Source organism: Micromonospora sp. IBHARD004 (assembly GCF_052814115.1).
Genome location: NZ_CP199934.1, coordinates 3,255,455 through 3,271,114, shown reverse-complemented (window position 1 = coordinate 3,271,114; position 15,660 = coordinate 3,255,455). Strand labels below are relative to the sequence as shown.

Here is a 15,660-nt window from a genome sequence, read left to right as displayed (position 1 = left end):
TCCGCGCCGGCCCGACGCGACAACCGGCATTCTCCTGCCATCGCCGCTTCGGGTCGATGTCCGAGCGATGCTTCCCGGGCGGGTCGGTCAGTGGCCGCGGTAGAGAGCGTCGACATCGTCGGCGTAGCGTTCCCGCACCGCCTCCCGTTTGATCTTCAGGGTGGGGGTGAGCTCGCCGTCGGCTTCGGTGAGGTCCCGCGGCAGGATGCGGAAGGTCTTGATCTGTTCCGCCTTGGACACCGTCTGGTTGGCTCGGTCGACGGCGGTCTGGATCTCGCTGCGCAGCTCGGGACTGTCGCGCATCTCAGCGACGGACTTCTCGGGCAGCTTCCGCGCGGACCGCCAGCGCGGCCAGGCGTGTGGGTCGATGGTGATCAGCGCGGCGACATAGGGGCGGGCGTTGCCGACGAGCATGCACTGGCTTACGAGGGGATGCGCCCGTACCTTCTCCTCGATCGGCGCCGGGACGAGGTTCTGGCCCGCCGCCGTCACTATGATCTCTTTCTTCCGGCCGGTGATGCGCAGATATCCGTCGTCATCGAGACTGCCCAGGTCCCCGGTGCGCAGCCACCCGTCACTGGTGTACGCCGCCTGCGTGGCCTCGGGGTTGTTCCAGTAACCAGGGGACACCACCGGGCCGTACGCGAGGACCTCCCCGTCGTCGGCGATGCGGATCTGCACGCCGGGCAGCGGACGTCCAACGGTGCCGATCCGCATCGCCGAGGGCAGGTTCGCCGTCAAGGCCGGCGAGGTCTCGGTCAGCCCGTACCCTTCCAGCGCCGTCAGGCCGGCGCCGCGGAAGAAATGCCCCAGCCGCTCCCCCAGCGGCGCCCCACCGACGATCGCCATCCGGCACCGTCCGCCGAGGGCGTCGCGCAGTTTCCGGTACGCGACAACGTCGCACACCGCGTGCGCCAGTCGTAGCGGAACTCCCGGACCTCGGCGGGTGTCCATGGCGCGGCTGTAGCGCACCGCCACCTGGTCCGCGAGGCTGAACAGCCATCCTCGGTGCGCATCGTCAGCTCGCTGCCGCGCTCTGGTGTGCATCTTCTCGAACACCCGCGGCACGGCCAGGATGAACGTCGGGCGATACTTGCGTAGCTGCTCCAGCACACCGGCCATTTCGGCGCTGTGCACCATCGTCGCGCGGGTGTGCACCACGCCGATCTGGATCAGCCGCGCGAACGCGTGCGCCAGCGGCAGGAACAACACGGTCGACGCACCTGGGTGCAACAGTTCAGGCAACACGCCCGTCGCGGCGCTGACGTCGCAATGGATGTTGCGGTGCGTCAGCACGCAGCCCTTCGGCCGCCCGGTGGTGCCGCTGGTGTACACGATGGTCGCCACATCCCCGCCCGACACCGCCCGCCGGCGGACGTCGACCTGCGCGTCGTCGATCACCCGGCCTTCCCCCGCCAGGGCGATCAGGTCACCGCCGTCGATCTGCCACACCCGGCCCAGCGCCGGCAGGTCATCGCGCAGACCGGCGAGCGTCGCGGCGTGCTCGGCGGTCTCCACCACACACCCCACCGCACCCGAATCAGCCAGGATCCATTTGAGCTGCTCCGCGCTCGAGGTGTCGTAGATCGGGACGGTGACCGCGCCGATCGACAACAGGGCGTAGTCGACGAGGGTCCACTCGTAGCGGGTGCGGCTCATCAGTCCCACCCGGTCGCCATGGCTCACGCCGGCGGCGACGAAGCCGCGCGCGAGGGTGAGCACGTCGTCGCGGAACTGCAGACAGGTCACCGGCAGCGCACCGCCGCGCACGGACCGCGGCGCGGGCCACGACCGGGGAACCGGATCCGGACGCAGGAACTGCACCGCATCGGGATCTTCCCGGGCGTTGTCCCAAACCTTGTCGCCCAGCCCGGCCACGTCGGTGTCGATGGCCTCAGGTTCGACCGCCATCTCGCGCACGTCCACTCCCCGTCCTGGCCACAGCCGATCCGGAGGCCTACCGGGCGGCCTCGCGGCCATCATGGCCCGACCGACGGCTCAGGCGGCGGTGAACGGCAAAAGCTGTCGCGGCGCGGGGCCTCCACTCCGGCCAGCATGCCAACGATCCGGCAACAACTATTGACTACGGTATCCGTTGCGGTTCTATTCTTCGGCTCAAGAATCCGTAGCTCGTGCGGTGTCGTGTCCCCATGATTCGTTGAAGAGTTGGAGCCTGTCGCCGTGTCGGAACCCGCGATCCGCCTGACCGGTCTGCGCAAGTCGTTCGATGCCGTGGAGGCCGTCGCCGGCATCGACCTGGACATCGCCGACGGCGAGTTCTTCTCCATGCTCGGGCCGTCCGGGTCGGGCAAGACGACCGTGCTGCGGATGATCGCCGGATTCGAGCTGCCGACCGCCGGCACCGTCACGCTCGCCGGTCGCGACGTCACCCGGCTCGCCCCGTTCGACCGGGACGTCAACACCGTCTTCCAGGACTACGCCCTCTTCCCGCACATGACCGTCCAGCAGAACGTGGAGTACGGCCTGCGGGTGCGCAAGGTGGCGCGCGCCGAGCGCCGGGAGCGGGCGGCGGCGGCGCTGCGGACGGTCCGCCTCGACGGGTACGGCGAGCGCCGGCCCAACGCGCTCTCCGGCGGCCAGCGCCAGCGCGTCGCGCTGGCCCGCGCCCTGGTCAACCGCCCGGCCGTGCTGCTGCTCGACGAACCGTTCGGCGCGCTGGACCTGAAGCTGCGCGAGGAGATGCAGGTCGAGTTGAAGGCCATTCAGCGCGAGGTCGGCATCACCTTCGTCTTCGTCACGCACGACCAGCAGGAGGCGCTGACGATGAGCGACCGGGTGGCGGTGTTCAACCACGGCCGGATCGAGCAGGTCGACACGCCGGCCGAGGTGTACGAGCGCCCGGGCACCCCGTTCGTCGCCGGCTTCGTGGGCACCTCCAACCTGTTCGAGGGTGAGAGCGCCCGCGCCGTGCTCGGCCGCGACGGCGTGTTCTCCGTACGTCCGGAGAAGATCCGCCTCGGCGGCGCGCCCGCGTCCGCCGAGGAGATCAGCGCGGCGGGCCAGGTCGTCGAGGTGATCTACGCGGGAGCGGCGACCCGCTTCGTGGTCGACCTCGACGCCGGGGCGCGCGTGGTCGCGATGCAGCAGAACCAGCAGACCTCCCCCGCCGACGTGGCGGCGCTGCGCGGCAAACCGATCCGGCTGACCTGGCGGGCCGAGCACGTCGTCGCCGTTCCCGCGAACTCCCGTTGACACCACCCGACCCCCGTCGGCAACCAGAAGGAGACCGCAGATGCGCACCACCCGAGTCTTCACCGCGTTCGCCGCGGCCGGCCTGCTCGCGCTGGCCGGTTGCGGCGACGGCGGCGGCGCCACCGGCGGCTCCGGCCCCGGCGGCATCAAGCCGCCCAAAATCGACAAGCTGGCGTCGCTCGGCGCCGGGGAGGGCCAGGTCAACATCGTCGCCTGGGCCGGGTACGTCGAGAACGGCTCCACGGACCCGAAGGTCGACTGGGTCACCGGCTTCGAGAAGGAGACCGGCTGCAAGGTCAACGTGAAGGTCGCCGGCACCTCCGACGAGATGGTGACGCTGATGAAGACCGGCGACTACGACGTCGTCTCGGCCTCCGGCGACGCCTCGCTGCGCCTGATCTACGGCGGTGAGGTCGCCCCGGTCAACACCGACCTGGTCGCCAACTACAAGGACGTCTTCGACGGCCTGAAGCTCAAGCAGTGGAACTCGGTCGACGGGGTGGCGTACGGCATCCCGCACGGCCGCGGCGCGAACGTGCTCATGTACCGCACCGACAAGGTCACCCCGGCGCCGACGTCCTGGAGCGCGGTGTTCGACGCGAACTCGCCGTACAAGGGCAAGGTGACGGCGTACGACTCGCCGATCTACATCGCCGACGCGGCGCTCTACCTGATGAAGCACCAGCCGGAGCTGGGCATCAAGAACCCGTACGCGCTGGACGACAAGCAGTTCGCCGCCGCCGTGGACCTGCTCAAGAAGCAGAACGAGCTGATCGGTGAGTACTGGTCGGACTACACCAAGGAGGTGCAGGCGTTCAAGTCCGGCAACTCGGTCGTCGGCACCGCGTGGCAGGTCATCGTCAACCTGGCCAAGGCCGACGGCGCCCCCGTCGAGGCGGTCCTGCCCTCCGAGGGCGCGACCGGCTGGTCCGACACCTGGATGGTCTCCGCCAAGGCCAAGCACCCGAACTGCGGCTACCTCTGGATGAACCACATCATCGACCCGGAGGCGAACGCCGCGGTGGCGGAGTGGTTCGGCGAGGCCCCGGCGAACAAGCTCGCCTGCGACAAGACGGCCGACAAGAACCACTGCACCACGTTCCACGCCGCCGACGAGGCGTACTTCGACAAGGTCTGGTTCTGGAGCACCCCGGTGGAGCAGTGCCTCGACGGCCGTACTGACGTCAAGTGCAAGGACTACGCGGCCTGGACCCAGGCCTGGACCACGATCAAGGGCTGAGTCAGGTGACCGCTCTCTCCACCGTGGACCGGCCCGCGGGCGAGGACAACACCCCCGCCCGCGGGCCGGTCCGCCGGCTCTCCTCCTGGCTGCACCGACACCGCGGCGCACGCCTCGCCGGGCTGCTCTCGGCGCCACTGCTCTGGCTGCTCGTGGCGTACCTCGGCTCGTTGGCCGTGCTCTTCGTCTCCGCGTTGTGGACGGTCAACAGCTTCACCGGCGACCTGGTGCGCGAGCCGACGTTCGCGAACTTCCGCACCATCCTGACCGAAGCGGTCTACCGCACCGTCACCCTGCGCAGCCTCGGCGTCGCCGCCGCGGTCACCGTCATCGACGTGCTCATCGCGCTGCCGATGGCGTTCTTCATGGCGAAGGGCGCCTCCCCGCGCAGCCGCCGATTGCTGGTCATCGCGATCCTCACCCCACTGTGGGCGAGCTACCTGGTCAAGGCGTACGCCTGGCGGGTGATGCTCGCCAACGGCGGCCCGGTGGACTGGCTCTTCGGGGGTGCCGGCAACGGTCCCGGGTACGGGCTGGTCGCGACCGTTCTCGTGCTGAGCTACCTGTGGCTGCCGTACATGATCCTGCCCATCTACGCCGGGCTGGAGCGGCTGCCGGATTCGCTGCTGGAGGCGTCGGCGGACCTCGGCGCCCGGGGCGGACGCACCGTCCGCTCGGTGGTGCTGCCGATGATCGTGCCGTCGGTGATCGCCGGCTCGATCTTCACGTTCTCCCTGTCCCTCGGCGACTACATCACCGTGCAGATCGTGGGCGGCAAGACGCAGCTCATCGGCAACCTGGTGTACGCCAACATCGGCGCGGCCAACAACCTGCCGTTCTCGGCGGCGCTCGCCACGATCCCCGTACTCATCATGGTCGGCTATCTGGTCGCGGTGCGCCGATCCGGCGCGTTGGAGGAGCTGTGACGCTGTCACGCGGAGCGCGCTGGCTGCTGCGCGGGGCCATGGCGGTGGGCCTGGCCTTCGTCTACGTGCCGCTGGCCATCGTGCTGATCAATTCGTTCAACGCCGACCGCACCTTCGCCTGGCCGCCGCCGCGCTGGACCACCGACTGGTGGGTGCGGGCGTGGGAGAACGCGGGCGCCCGCGAGGCGCTGTGGACCTCGACGAAGGCGGGCCTCGGCGCGACCGCCGTCGCGCTCCTGCTCGGCACGCTGGTCGCGTTCGCGGTGCAGCGCTACCGGTTCTTCGGACGCGAAGCCGTGTCGCTGCTCGTGGTGCTGCCGATCGCGCTGCCCGGCATCGTCACGGGGATCGCGCTGGACACCGCGTTCCGCTCGCTGATCGAGCCGCTCGGGGTGGGCAAGGGGCTGTTCTCTGTGATCGTCGGGCACGCGACGTTCTGCGTCGTGGTGGTCTACAACAACGTGCTGGCCCGGCTGCGCCGGCTGGGGGGCAACCTGGAGGAGGCGAGCGCGGACCTCGGCGCGGACACCTTCCAGACGTTCCGCTACGTGACGTTCCCGCTGCTGCGCTCGGCGCTGTTCGCCGGCGGGCTGCTGGCCTTCGCGCTCTCCTTCGACGAGATCATCGTGACGACCTTCACCGCCGGGCCGGGCGTCCAGACCCTGCCCATCTGGATCTTCAACAACCTCTTCCGGCCCAACCAGGCGCCGGTCATCAACGTCGTCGCGGCGGTGCTGATCGTGCTCTCGATCGTGCCGATCTACCTCGCCCAGCGCGTCTCCGACACCGCTGCCGGTGGTCGCCTCTGACCCGCACGAACCCGCTCCACAGAGACGTCCGTGCCAAGATCTGTTCATGAGTCAGCCGTTTCGTGTGCGCATCGCCGTCCGGGGCTACGAGCTGGATATCCAGGGGCACGTCAACCAGGCCGTGTACCTGCAGTACGCCGAGCACGCCCGGTGGGAGTGCCTGCGCGCCGCGGGCCTGCACCCGGATGCGCTGCGCGCGGCCGGCGTCGGGCCGGTCCAGCTCGAGTGCACCATCCGCTACCTTCGCGAACTGCGGGCGGGCGACGAGGTCGACGTCAGTTGCGGCTTCGTCTGGGGTGGGGGCAGGACATTCCGTATGGAGCAGGAGTACGTACGCGTGGACGGCACCCCGGTCGCCCAACTGACCGGGGTCGGCGGAGTGCTGGACCTGCAGACGCGACGACTGGTGGCGGATCCGGCGGAGCGGTTCCGTTCGCTCGCCTCGTCGCCGACCCACCTCGGTCTCGGGTAGCGGGACACCGCGAGCTCCCGCCGGCCGACGCCCCGGTGAGTAGCTCGCCGGTTGCGTACGGCTACGGCGAGGAGCGCCGGGTCGCCGTGAGCCATCGTGGGCGTACGCAGCGCAGACGTGCCCGCGCCGAAATATTGACGTCCCCTCATGCACATCGTTGAATGTCGGGATGGTGGGATACGTCGGAGCGGCCTCGACCCGGACCACGGTCACGGCCACTTCGATCGACTCCGCTTCCACGTCATCGAGCGCCGTCGTCAGATTGTCGTGGATGCGATGGACAATCGGGTGACCGAGCGCCGGCGAAGGATGCTGCTCACCTCGGCGTTGCACGTCGTATCGCACGGGATCGCCGTCACCTACTGCCTCATGACGTTGCACCAGCCACATCGGTCCCTCATGCTGGCTGGCTACGGCTGCGGATTGGCGTCCGGAATCGTGGGCCTGTGGGCAGCGAGGACGGTGACCACGAAGGTCTCGGTATACCGCGTCTCGTTCACGATTCTGATGATCACGCTCGTCGTGGCGGCGCTCGGCGCGTACTGGGACGGCGGCGCCGCCTCACCGGCCGCCGTGGGTTTCGTGACCACGGCCGTGTTCGTGGCCAGCCACACCCCCCACCTGCGGCTGATGATGGGGCTTGCGGTGCTCACCGTCGGGTCCTACCTCGCCGTGGCCGCCACCGGACGACCGGTGCCTCCCGGTCACGTCTTCATCTACGTCGCGGCCATGGTGGTGCTGATCTCGGTGTGCTCAGCGCAGGCACGGATACTGGCGCGGCAGCGATCCCAGCTCCGTTCGCTCGCGGAGCTCGACCCGCTCACCGGCGCCCTCAACCGGCGCGGCCTGGCCGAGTTCACCAGGCACCTGTTCCGGAACGGGTGTCGCCCCGGCCCGTCCCTGCTCTGTCTGGATCTCGACGACTTCAAGCTGGTCAACGACCGCCTCGGACATGCCGGCGGCGACCGGCTGCTACAGCGGACGGTGGCGGCGACCCGAGAGGTGCTGCGCGCCGGGGACGCCATCGCCCGGATCGGGGGTGACGAGTTCGTCGTCGTACTGGTCGACGCGGACGACGTCACCGCGCGGACGGTGCTGACCCGGATCGACGCGGCGGTGCGCCCGCACGCCCGCGTCAGCATCGGATCGGCCACCGCTCCGCAGGACGGCGACACGCTCGATGCCCTGATGCAGGTGGCCGACCAGCGCCTCTACCGCATGAAAGAGGAACACCGCCCGGCCGGCAACCCGCCGCGGGAAGACCGCCACGGCCTGCTGTCCAGCCGTTCGGACCCGCTCGGCGTGCGGGCGGCCGGGCAACGGCCGGGGTGGTCGCCCGGGTAGGTCCGCGAACCGTACGGGGATCGGCGCCGCGGCCGGGCGGGCCTTCGCGGTACGCGGGCGAGCGATACAGCTTGAACGTGTCCTTCGGCGTCGAACCGCCGCGCTGACCCGAAGCGGTCACGGCATCGGCGACCCGTAGACCGCGCTGCCCGGCCGCCCAGGGCGATTCCGACCCGCTACGGGCCAGCCGCTGCCAGACTCGACCGGTGGGCGGCGACCGGTGGACCGGGCGGCTGGGGCCTGCCATCCCGATCGCCCCGGCCGCGCGGGTGGACAAGTTCGAGGTGTTCTTCGACCTCGTCTTCGTCGTGTCGTTCTTCATCATCACCCGGGCCACCGCCGCCAACGTCAGCGGGCGGCAGCTGCTGCACGCGATGCTGGTGCTGGCCGTGCTCTGGTGGTGCTGGGTGGTGCACAGCGTGGTCGCCAGCCAGCTCCGCCTCGGCGAGGGCTTCGTCCCGGTGCTGATGGTGGTCGGCATGATGGCGCTGTTCACCTTCGCCCTGGCGCTGCCTCAGACCTTCGGCAGCCTGCACCAGGGCTCGGCCGGACCCATCCTGGTCACGATCAGCTACGTGGTGGTCCGCGCCGTGCACCTGGCACTGTACGTGCACGCGACGCGGGGCAGGCCGGACGCCCGCCGCAAGCTGCTCCATTTCGTGCCGGAGATCGTGATCACCACCCTCCTGCTGCTGATCGCGGCGCTCCTGCCACCGAACATCGACGATCCCCACCTCGGGGTGTGGCTCCGCGACGGGCTGTGGATCGCCGTCGTCGTCCTGCAGTACGGCAGCGGGCTGACGGGCGGCACCAAGGGTTGGACGGTCACCTCCGCCGAACACTGGACGGAACGGTACGACCTGATCCTCATCATCGCGCTGGGTGAGTCCGTGATCTCGGTCGGGGTCGGTGGCAACCTGATCGGCCAACCGGTGACCTGGCCGGCGATCCCGGCGGCCATGCTGGGGATCCTGTTCACCGCGGCGCTGTGGTGGGCGCACTTCGACATGATCGGGCCAGCCGCCCGGATCGCGCTGCACGCCGCACAGGGCGACCCACGGGTGGCGATGGCCCGCGACGCCTACGCCTACCTCTACCTGCCGATGATCGCCGGAGTCGTCCTGTTCGCCATCGGCGCCGAGGATCTCCTACGCACGATCACCGACCCGGCGGGTGGGGTGGCCGAGCGAGCGCACGGCCCGGCCGTCCCGATGCTGTTCGGCGGGGTGATGGTCTACCTGGCCGCCGACATGGCATTCCAGCTGCGCACCCTGCACACCGTCACGTGGACCCGGGTCGCCGCGCTCCTCGCGCTGGCGGCCGGACTCCCCGTCGGTCGACACCTGCCCGCGCTCGGCGCGCTCGGGCTGCTGACCGCCATCTGCGTCGCGCTCGTCGTCATCGAGGTGGTGGTACTGGCGGACTCCCGACGCGCCCTGCGCACAGCGGTGTTCGAGGAGCGGACCGAACACGAGGCCAGCGAGGCCGCCTGGCGCGCCCGCTGGCACGACGACGGCCCGCCGCAGCCGGCGGTGTAATCCCCGGCACGCTCCGTCGTCGCGCGGGTCGCCCGACCGGCTGGCCCGCCCGGTCAGTCCGACGGGATCGCCGCCACGATCCGGCGCACCCGCTGCGGGTCGGTGAGGACGTCGACGTTGTCCACGTACTGGTCGACGGCGCCCACCGGGAGACGCGCGCGCAGCGCCGGATCGCCGATCGCGGCACGCAGCGCGGCGGCGAACCGGCCGGCATCGAGCACCAGGAACGGCCGCCCGTGGAACTGCCGGGCCGCCGGGTCCACCGGCGCGGCCAGCCCCAGGTCGTTGGTCCAGCCGGCCACCGTCTCCAGCGCCCCGACGAGCCCGGCCTGCCGCTCGGACCAGCCGTCGGGGCCGAGGGCTCGGGACAGCGCGTCGACCACCGGGTCCGCCGCCGGCAGCCGGGCGAAGACGGTGCCGAGCCATTTCGCGTACGGGGGCCAGCGGCAGTGCAGCAGCAGACCGAGCCGCATCAGGTCCCGGGCCAGGCCGGCGGTCACCACCCGGCTGCCCAGCTCGTCGCCGACCTCGGCGCACCGGCCGGCCAGGTGCTCGGTCTGGCCGATCCGGGTCCAGGCGGCGGCCAGCACGTGCCGCCACACGTCGTCCGGGTACCAGGCCAGCCGGCCCCGGGCGGCGGTGAGCGCCCCGTCGAGGCCGTCGTGGAAGACCGCGCCACCGGTCAGCTCGGCCAGCCGCTGGGTGGGCGTTGCGAGCCAGTCGGCCACGCCGACGCCGGTCCGCGGGTCGAAGCCGAGCCGGCCGCGCAGCCAGCCGCCCAGCTCGTCCACGCTCACCCCGTGCCGGTCCCCGTCGGCGTCGACGACGCCGAGGCGGACATCGGGGCCGCCGGCGAAGCGGGCCGGCCAGCCGAGGAACTCCGCCGGCAGCTCGGCGTCGAGGACCGCCCGGACGGGTCCCACCTCGTCCGGGCCGGCGACGAAGAGCTGGGTCCGCGGACCCCAGTCGTGGTCGGTGGAGCGCGCGGTGTCCAGGCCGAGCAGCTCCGACCCGCCGTCGAGCAGGCCGGCGGCGTAGCGCAGCCCGGGCCGCCGCCGGGCCAGCAGCGGCGCCACCACCTCGTCGTGGAACCGCCGGGCGAGCGCCAGCCCGGGTACGAAGGTCACCCCGACAGTCTGCGCACCGGACGATCCGACCGCAGCCGGAAAACGCCGGCCGGTAAGCCCGGTTCGCCCCTCCCCCATCTCGTCGTACGGCTGTGCCAGGCTGTCCGGGTGGCACAGCGACCCCCGATCCTGCTGATCGACTCCCCCAGCCTCTACTTCCGGGCCTACTTCGGCATCCCGGAGTCGGCCGCGAAGACCGAGGACGGCCAGCCGGTCAACGCCGTGCGCGGCTTCCTCGACATGCTCGCCCAGCTGGTCCGCACCCGCCGGCCGGACCGGATGGTCTGCGCGCTGGATTACGACTGGCGGCCGGCCTGGCGGGTGGAGCTGCTGCCGTCGTACAAGGCGCACCGGGTGGCGCCGGAGGGCGGCGAGGTGGTGCCGGACACCCTCTCCCCGCAGGTTCCGATGATCCTGGAGGTGCTGGACGCGGTCGGCATTCCCTACGTCGGCGCCACCGGCTACGAGGCCGACGATGTGCTCGGCACGCTCTCGGTGACCCAGCCCGGCCCGGCGGAGGTGGTCTCCGGCGACCGTGACCTGTTCCAGCTCGTGGACGACGCCCGCCAGGTCCGGCTGCTCTACGTCGGGCGCGGGGTGGCCAAGCTGGAGGACTGCGACGACGCGGCGGTCCGCGCCCGGTACGGGGTCCCCGCCGACCGGTACGCGGACTTCGCGGCGCTGCGTGGCGACCCGAGCGACGGGCTGCCCGGGGTGCCCGGCGTGGGCGAGAAGACGGCCGCCCGGCTGATCGAGCGGTACGGCGGGCTGCCGGGCATCCTCGCCGCGCTGGACGACGGGGACGCCAGTTTCGCGCCGGGGCTGCGGAGCAAGCTGGCGGCGGCCCGGGACTACCTGGCGGTCGCGCCGAAGGTGGTGGAGGTGGCGCGGGACGTACCGCTGCCGGAGCTGCCCACCGCGCTGCCGACGGCGCCCGCGGACCCGGACGGGCTGCTGGAGCTGGCGCAGCGGTGGAACCTCGCCGGCTCGTGCCGGCGGCTGGTCGACGCGCTCGCCGCCCGTTCCTGACCAGATGCGACGGAGCGCGGCGGTCACGATGACCGCCCTCCCCGCACATTCGGGTCAGCGGGGCGGATTGCCCCGGCGGGACGGGAACGGCGTGCCGGGCTGGCCCAGCGTGGACCGGCCACGCAGGCCGACCGGGTCCGGGGCGGGCTCGGGCGAGGCGACCGGCGGTCGCTCCGCGCCCCGCCGCGCATCCAGGTACGCCGCCCCGGCCAGGTCGTCCTCGCTGGGCGCGGCGAGCAGCGCGTAGACCAGCCCGACGACGCCGAAGATCACCGCGAGCAGGATCGGCACCAGCAGGCCGGTGACCTCGGTGCCGGTCAGCTCGCCCCGCCGCTCGTGGACGTGCACCGACAGCGCGCTCATCCCGGTGAAGTGCATCCCGTTGACCGCGATTCCCATGACCAGCGCGGAGGCGGCGATGGCCAGCCCACGCCGGACGGTCATCGCCAGCCAGAGCGCGACCGTGGCAGCCACCACCGCGATGAGCACCGACAGTGCGACCCGGATGCGGTCGTAGCTGAGGGCGCCGTCCAGCCGCATCGCCGCCATGCCGGTGTAGTGCATTGCGGCCACGCCGAGGCCCGTGAAGAGGCCGCCGGCGAGGAGCCGCAGCGCGTTGAGGCGGCCGGTGCCGACGATGGCCAGCCCGATGCCGACCGCCACGACGGCGATCACGGTGCTGGCTGCGGTGATCGGTACGTCGTAGCGAATCCTCGTCCCTTCGACGCCGAAGCCGAGCATCGCCATGAAGTGCATGGCCCAGATTGCCGTGCCGCCGATGGCCCAGGCGGCGAGCAGCCCCCACCAGGCCCGCTGGCCGCCGCTGCGCGCGGTGCGGATCCGCCCGGCGCAGACCAGCCCGAGGGCCGAGCCCAGCACGGACAGGGCGTAACTGAGCGCGGGCGTGATCCACCCGTACTCGATGTGATGGATCTGCGCCATCGCAGTCGTCCCCCCGTTGATCACCGTTGCGCAGCAAGGCGCCCGAGCCATGATCGGGGAGGTGGATGAGCAGGCGCAATCGTACCCCCGGTCGAATTCGGGATACCCGTCGCGGTGACGCTGCGATGCGTCGATATCCGGCCAGCGGTGGCCGAAAGATCAGGCGGAGGTGTGATAGGCCAGCACGCCCCGGTTGACGGCCGCGATGGCCTGCCGGGCGGTGGAGCGCAGCTCCGCCGACGCGCCGCCGGAGTCGGCGAGCTGGCCGAGCAGGTCGACCACCTGCCGGGCCCAGCGCACGAAGTCGCCCGCGGGCATCTCGCCGTCGATCTGGTGGCCACTGGCGAGCACCTTGGCGAGCGCCTCGCCCCGCGCCCAGCGGTAGATCGGCCAGGCGAAGCCGAGGTCCGGCTCGCGGGTGACCGCGAGGCCCCGGGCGGCCTCGTCCGCCTCGATCTCGCTCCACAGCTTGAGCGTCTCGTCGACCGCGTCGACGACCGCGCCGCGCGGCACCGAGGCCCGCTCGTCGACGTCCCGGCGGGCCTCGAAGACCACCACGGAGACGGCGGCCGCGAGCTCGGCCGGGGAGAGCCCGTCCCAGACCCCCCGGCGCAGGCACTCGGCGACCAGCAGGTCCGCCTCCGTCCAGATCCGGCCGAGCATCCGGCCCGCGTCGGTGACCCCGCCGTCGGCGGCGAGGTAACCGCGGGCGGTGAGCAGCGCGACGATCCGGTCGAAGGTCCGCGCCAGCGAGCCGGTCCGGCCGGAGACCCGCTGCCGCAGCTCCTCGGTGTCGCGTTCGAGGCGGCGGCGCCGCTCGGCCCAGCGGGCGTGCTCCTCCCGCTCCGGGCAGGCGTGACACGGGTGCCGGCGCAGCTCGGTGCGGAGCTGGCTGAGCCGGTGGTCCTCGCCCTCGGCCTGCCGGGACCGCCCGCCCCGGCGACCGCCGTGCCGGTCCAGCCCGGTGCCGCTGACCTCGGCGGCGAGGTCCCGCCGGGCGGCCGGGGACCGGTGGTTGAAGTGCTTCGGCACCCGGATCCGGGCGAGCACCTCGGCCGGGGTGGTGAAGTCGCCGGGACTGACCCGGCCGGCCCAGCGGTCCTGGGTGAGCACCAGCGGGCGCGGCTCGCCGAAACCGCCGGTGGCGGGGTCGAGGACGACGGCCAGTCCGGCCCGCCGCCCGGACGGCACCCGGATCACGTCGCCGATCCGCAGCCGCTCCAGCGACGCGACGGCCGCCGCCTTGCGCTGGGTCTGGCCCTGCCGGGCGATGGCCCGCTCCCGGTCGGCGATCGCCACCCGCAGCGCGAAGTACTCGTCGAAGTCGCCGTGGTGGCAGGCCGCCTCGACGCCGTACGCCTCGATGGTCTCGGTGTTGCGCTGCACCTGCCGGGCCAGGCCGACCACCGAGCGGTCCGCCTGGAACTGCGCGAAGGACGACTCCAGCAGCGCCCGGGCCGGCTCCGCGCCGACCGTGCCGACCAGGTTGACCGCCATGTTGTACGACGGCCGGAAGCTGGACCGCAGCGGGTACGTCCGGGTGGAGGCGAGCCCGGCGACGTGCCGGGGGTCGGTCTCCGGCGACCAGACCACCACGGCGTGCCCCTCGACGTCGATGCCGCGCCGGCCGGCCCGCCCGGTGAGCTGCGTGTACTCCCCCGGGGTGAGGTCGACGTGCGCCTCGCCGTTGAACTTGACCAGGCGTTCGAGGACGACGCAGCGGGCCGGCATGTTGATGCCCAGCGCCAGCGTCTCGGTGGCGAAGACCGCCTTGACCAGGCCGCGGACGAAGAGCTCCTCGACGACCTCCTTGAAGACCGGGAGCATGCCGGCGTGGTGGGCGGCCAGGCCGCGCTCCAGCCCGTCGAGCCACTCCCAGTAGCCGAGCACCGACAGGTCCTCGCCGGGGATGGCGGTGACCCGGGACTCGACCACCCGGCGGATCTCGGCGCGCTCCTCCGGCGAGGTCAGCCGGAGCCCGGCGGCGAGGCACTGCTGCACCGCCGCGGCGCAGCCGGCCCGGCTGAAGATGAACAGGATCGCCGGGAGCAGGCCCTCCCGGTCGAGCCGGTCGACGATGTCGGGGCGCATCGGGCCGCGCCAGCGGGGGCCGCGGCGCCCGGCGCCGGGGCCGGCGCTGCGCCCCTCGCCCAGCTCCAGGCGGCGCACGGTGTCGCGGGTGTAGCGCAGCAGCTCCGGGTGGACGTCGTGCTTGCGGGCGGCGTCGGCGTCGTGGAACAGGTCGAACATCCGCTTGCCGACCAGCATGTGCTGCCAGAGCGGCACCGGCCGGTGCTCGCTGACCACCACGGCGGTCTCGCCGCGCACGGTGACCAGCCAGTCGGCGAACTCCTCGGCGTTGGAGACCGTCGCGGAGAGGGAGACCAGGGTGACCGAGGCGGGCAGGTGGATGATCACCTCTTCCCAGACCCCGCCCCGGAACCGGTCGGCGAGGTAGTGCACCTCGTCCATCACCACGTACGCCAGGCCCTCAAGAGTGCTGGAGCCGGCGTAGAGCATGTTGCGCAGCACCTCGGTGGTCATCACCACCACCGGCGCGTCGCCGTTGATCGCGTTGTCGCCGGTGAGCAGGCCGACCTGCTCGGCGCCGTAGCGGTCCACCAGGTCGTGGTACTTCTGGTTGGAGAGCGCCTTGATCGGCGTGGTGTAGAAGCACTTGCGCCGGGTGGTCGGCCCCTCCGCCGCGTCGGCCGCCGCCGGCTGCCCGGGCGTGCCGCGCAGGGCCAGGTGTACGGCGAACTCGCCCACCACGGTCTTGCCCGCGCCGGTGGGAGCGCAGACCAGCACGCCGCTGCCCCGCTCCAGGGACTGGCACGCCTCCCGCTGAAAGTCGTCGAGGTCGAACCCGAGGTCTCGGGCGAACTCGTCCAGGGCCGGGAAGGCGGAGGCCTGCGCGGCCCGGCGGCGCGCCGCGGCGTACCGCTCGGCGGGGCTCGACATGCCTCCAAGATTAATCGGTACGACCGACCACCACCTGACAAGGCCATCCGGCAGGACGG

General features: G+C 71.9%; 12 protein-coding genes. 8 read left to right on the top strand and 4 right to left on the bottom strand.

From position 1 onward, the window contains the following. Positions 1–87: 87 nt before the first annotated feature. On the bottom strand, positions 88–1,911 hold the full coding sequence (locus ACTWO6_RS15880; protein WP_446220676.1) for an AMP-dependent synthetase/ligase: 1,824 nt from the start codon (positions 1,909–1,911) through the stop codon (positions 88–90). 270 nt (positions 1,912–2,181) lie between these two features. On the opposite strand from ACTWO6_RS15880, the gene ACTWO6_RS15875 reads away from it, so the two are divergent. The 7 genes from ACTWO6_RS15875 to ACTWO6_RS15845 all read left to right on the top strand — a co-directional run bounded on the left by ACTWO6_RS15875 (position 2,182) and on the right by ACTWO6_RS15845 (position 9,542). Then, positions 2,182–3,213, top strand: a complete 1,032-nt coding sequence (locus ACTWO6_RS15875) for an ABC transporter ATP-binding protein (RefSeq protein WP_446220380.1) — start codon at positions 2,182–2,184, stop codon at positions 3,211–3,213. A gap of 40 nt (positions 3,214–3,253) precedes the next feature. After that, positions 3,254–4,453 (top strand): ABC transporter substrate-binding protein, encoded by a 1,200-nt coding sequence (locus tag ACTWO6_RS15870; protein ID WP_446220379.1) that lies wholly within the window; start codon positions 3,254–3,256, stop codon positions 4,451–4,453. Positions 4,454–4,458: 5 nt separating this feature from the next. Next, positions 4,459–5,379 (top strand): ABC transporter permease, encoded by a 921-nt coding sequence (locus tag ACTWO6_RS15865; protein WP_446220378.1) that lies wholly within the window; start codon positions 4,459–4,461, stop codon positions 5,377–5,379. Beyond that, positions 5,376–6,188 (top strand): ABC transporter permease, encoded by an 813-nt coding sequence (locus ACTWO6_RS15860; RefSeq protein WP_446220377.1) that lies wholly within the window; start codon positions 5,376–5,378, stop codon positions 6,186–6,188. The genes ACTWO6_RS15865 and ACTWO6_RS15860 overlap by 4 nt, the downstream gene beginning before the upstream one ends. A gap of 46 nt (positions 6,189–6,234) precedes the next feature. Beyond that, complete coding sequence (locus ACTWO6_RS15855) at positions 6,235–6,660, top strand: acyl-CoA thioesterase (protein WP_446220376.1); 426 nt, start codon at positions 6,235–6,237, stop codon at positions 6,658–6,660. A 507-nt stretch (positions 6,661–7,167) separates the two neighbouring features. After that, positions 7,168–8,004: a GGDEF domain-containing protein gene (locus ACTWO6_RS15850; protein WP_446220375.1), complete on the top strand. Its 837-nt coding sequence runs from the start codon at positions 7,168–7,170 to the stop codon at positions 8,002–8,004. A 206-nt stretch (positions 8,005–8,210) separates the two neighbouring features. Continuing rightward, positions 8,211–9,542 carry a low temperature requirement protein A gene (locus ACTWO6_RS15845; protein ID WP_446220374.1) on the top strand — a complete coding sequence of 444 codons (1,332 nt, stop codon included), beginning with the start codon at positions 8,211–8,213 and terminating at the stop codon, positions 9,540–9,542. A 53-nt stretch (positions 9,543–9,595) separates the two neighbouring features. Here the strand turns inward: ACTWO6_RS15845 and ACTWO6_RS15840 are convergent, their stop codons facing one another. Then, complete coding sequence (locus tag ACTWO6_RS15840) at positions 9,596–10,669, bottom strand: DUF4037 domain-containing protein (RefSeq protein WP_446220373.1); 1,074 nt, start codon at positions 10,667–10,669, stop codon at positions 9,596–9,598. 108 nt (positions 10,670–10,777) lie between these two features. Between ACTWO6_RS15840 and ACTWO6_RS15835 the strand changes: the two genes are divergently transcribed. Beyond that, positions 10,778–11,698: a 5'-3' exonuclease gene (locus ACTWO6_RS15835; RefSeq protein WP_446220372.1), complete on the top strand. Its 921-nt coding sequence runs from the start codon at positions 10,778–10,780 to the stop codon at positions 11,696–11,698. Between the two features lie 54 nt (positions 11,699–11,752). On the opposite strand, the gene ACTWO6_RS15830 is transcribed toward ACTWO6_RS15835, so the two are convergent. Both ACTWO6_RS15830 and ACTWO6_RS15825 read right to left on the bottom strand, forming a co-directional pair. Further along, positions 11,753–12,640 carry an MHYT domain-containing protein gene (locus tag ACTWO6_RS15830; RefSeq protein ID WP_446220371.1) on the bottom strand — a complete coding sequence of 296 codons (888 nt, stop codon included), beginning with the start codon at positions 12,638–12,640 and terminating at the stop codon, positions 11,753–11,755. Between the two features lie 159 nt (positions 12,641–12,799). After that, entirely contained in the window at positions 12,800–15,601 is a 2,802-nt protein-coding gene (locus ACTWO6_RS15825) for a DEAD/DEAH box helicase (RefSeq protein WP_446220370.1), read from the bottom strand. Positions 15,602–15,660: the final 59 nt, after the last annotated feature.

Excerpts from the sequence above, each read along its gene's own strand:
- ACTWO6_RS15880 (WP_446220676.1), bottom strand. The coding sequence starts at position 1,911 with ATGGCGGTCGAACCTGAGGCCATCGACACCGACGTGGCCGGGCTGGGC.
- ACTWO6_RS15870 (WP_446220379.1), top strand. The coding sequence starts at position 3,254 with ATGCGCACCACCCGAGTCTTCACCGCGTTCGCCGCGGCCGGCCTGCTC.
- ACTWO6_RS15855 (WP_446220376.1), top strand. The coding sequence starts at position 6,235 with ATGAGTCAGCCGTTTCGTGTGCGCATCGCCGTCCGGGGCTACGAGCTG.
- ACTWO6_RS15850 (WP_446220375.1), top strand. The coding sequence starts at position 7,168 with ATGATCACGCTCGTCGTGGCGGCGCTCGGCGCGTACTGGGACGGCGGC.
- ACTWO6_RS15830 (WP_446220371.1), bottom strand. The coding sequence starts at position 12,640 with ATGGCGCAGATCCATCACATCGAGTACGGGTGGATCACGCCCGCGCTC.
- ACTWO6_RS15825 (WP_446220370.1), bottom strand. The coding sequence starts at position 15,601 with ATGTCGAGCCCCGCCGAGCGGTACGCCGCGGCGCGCCGCCGGGCCGCG.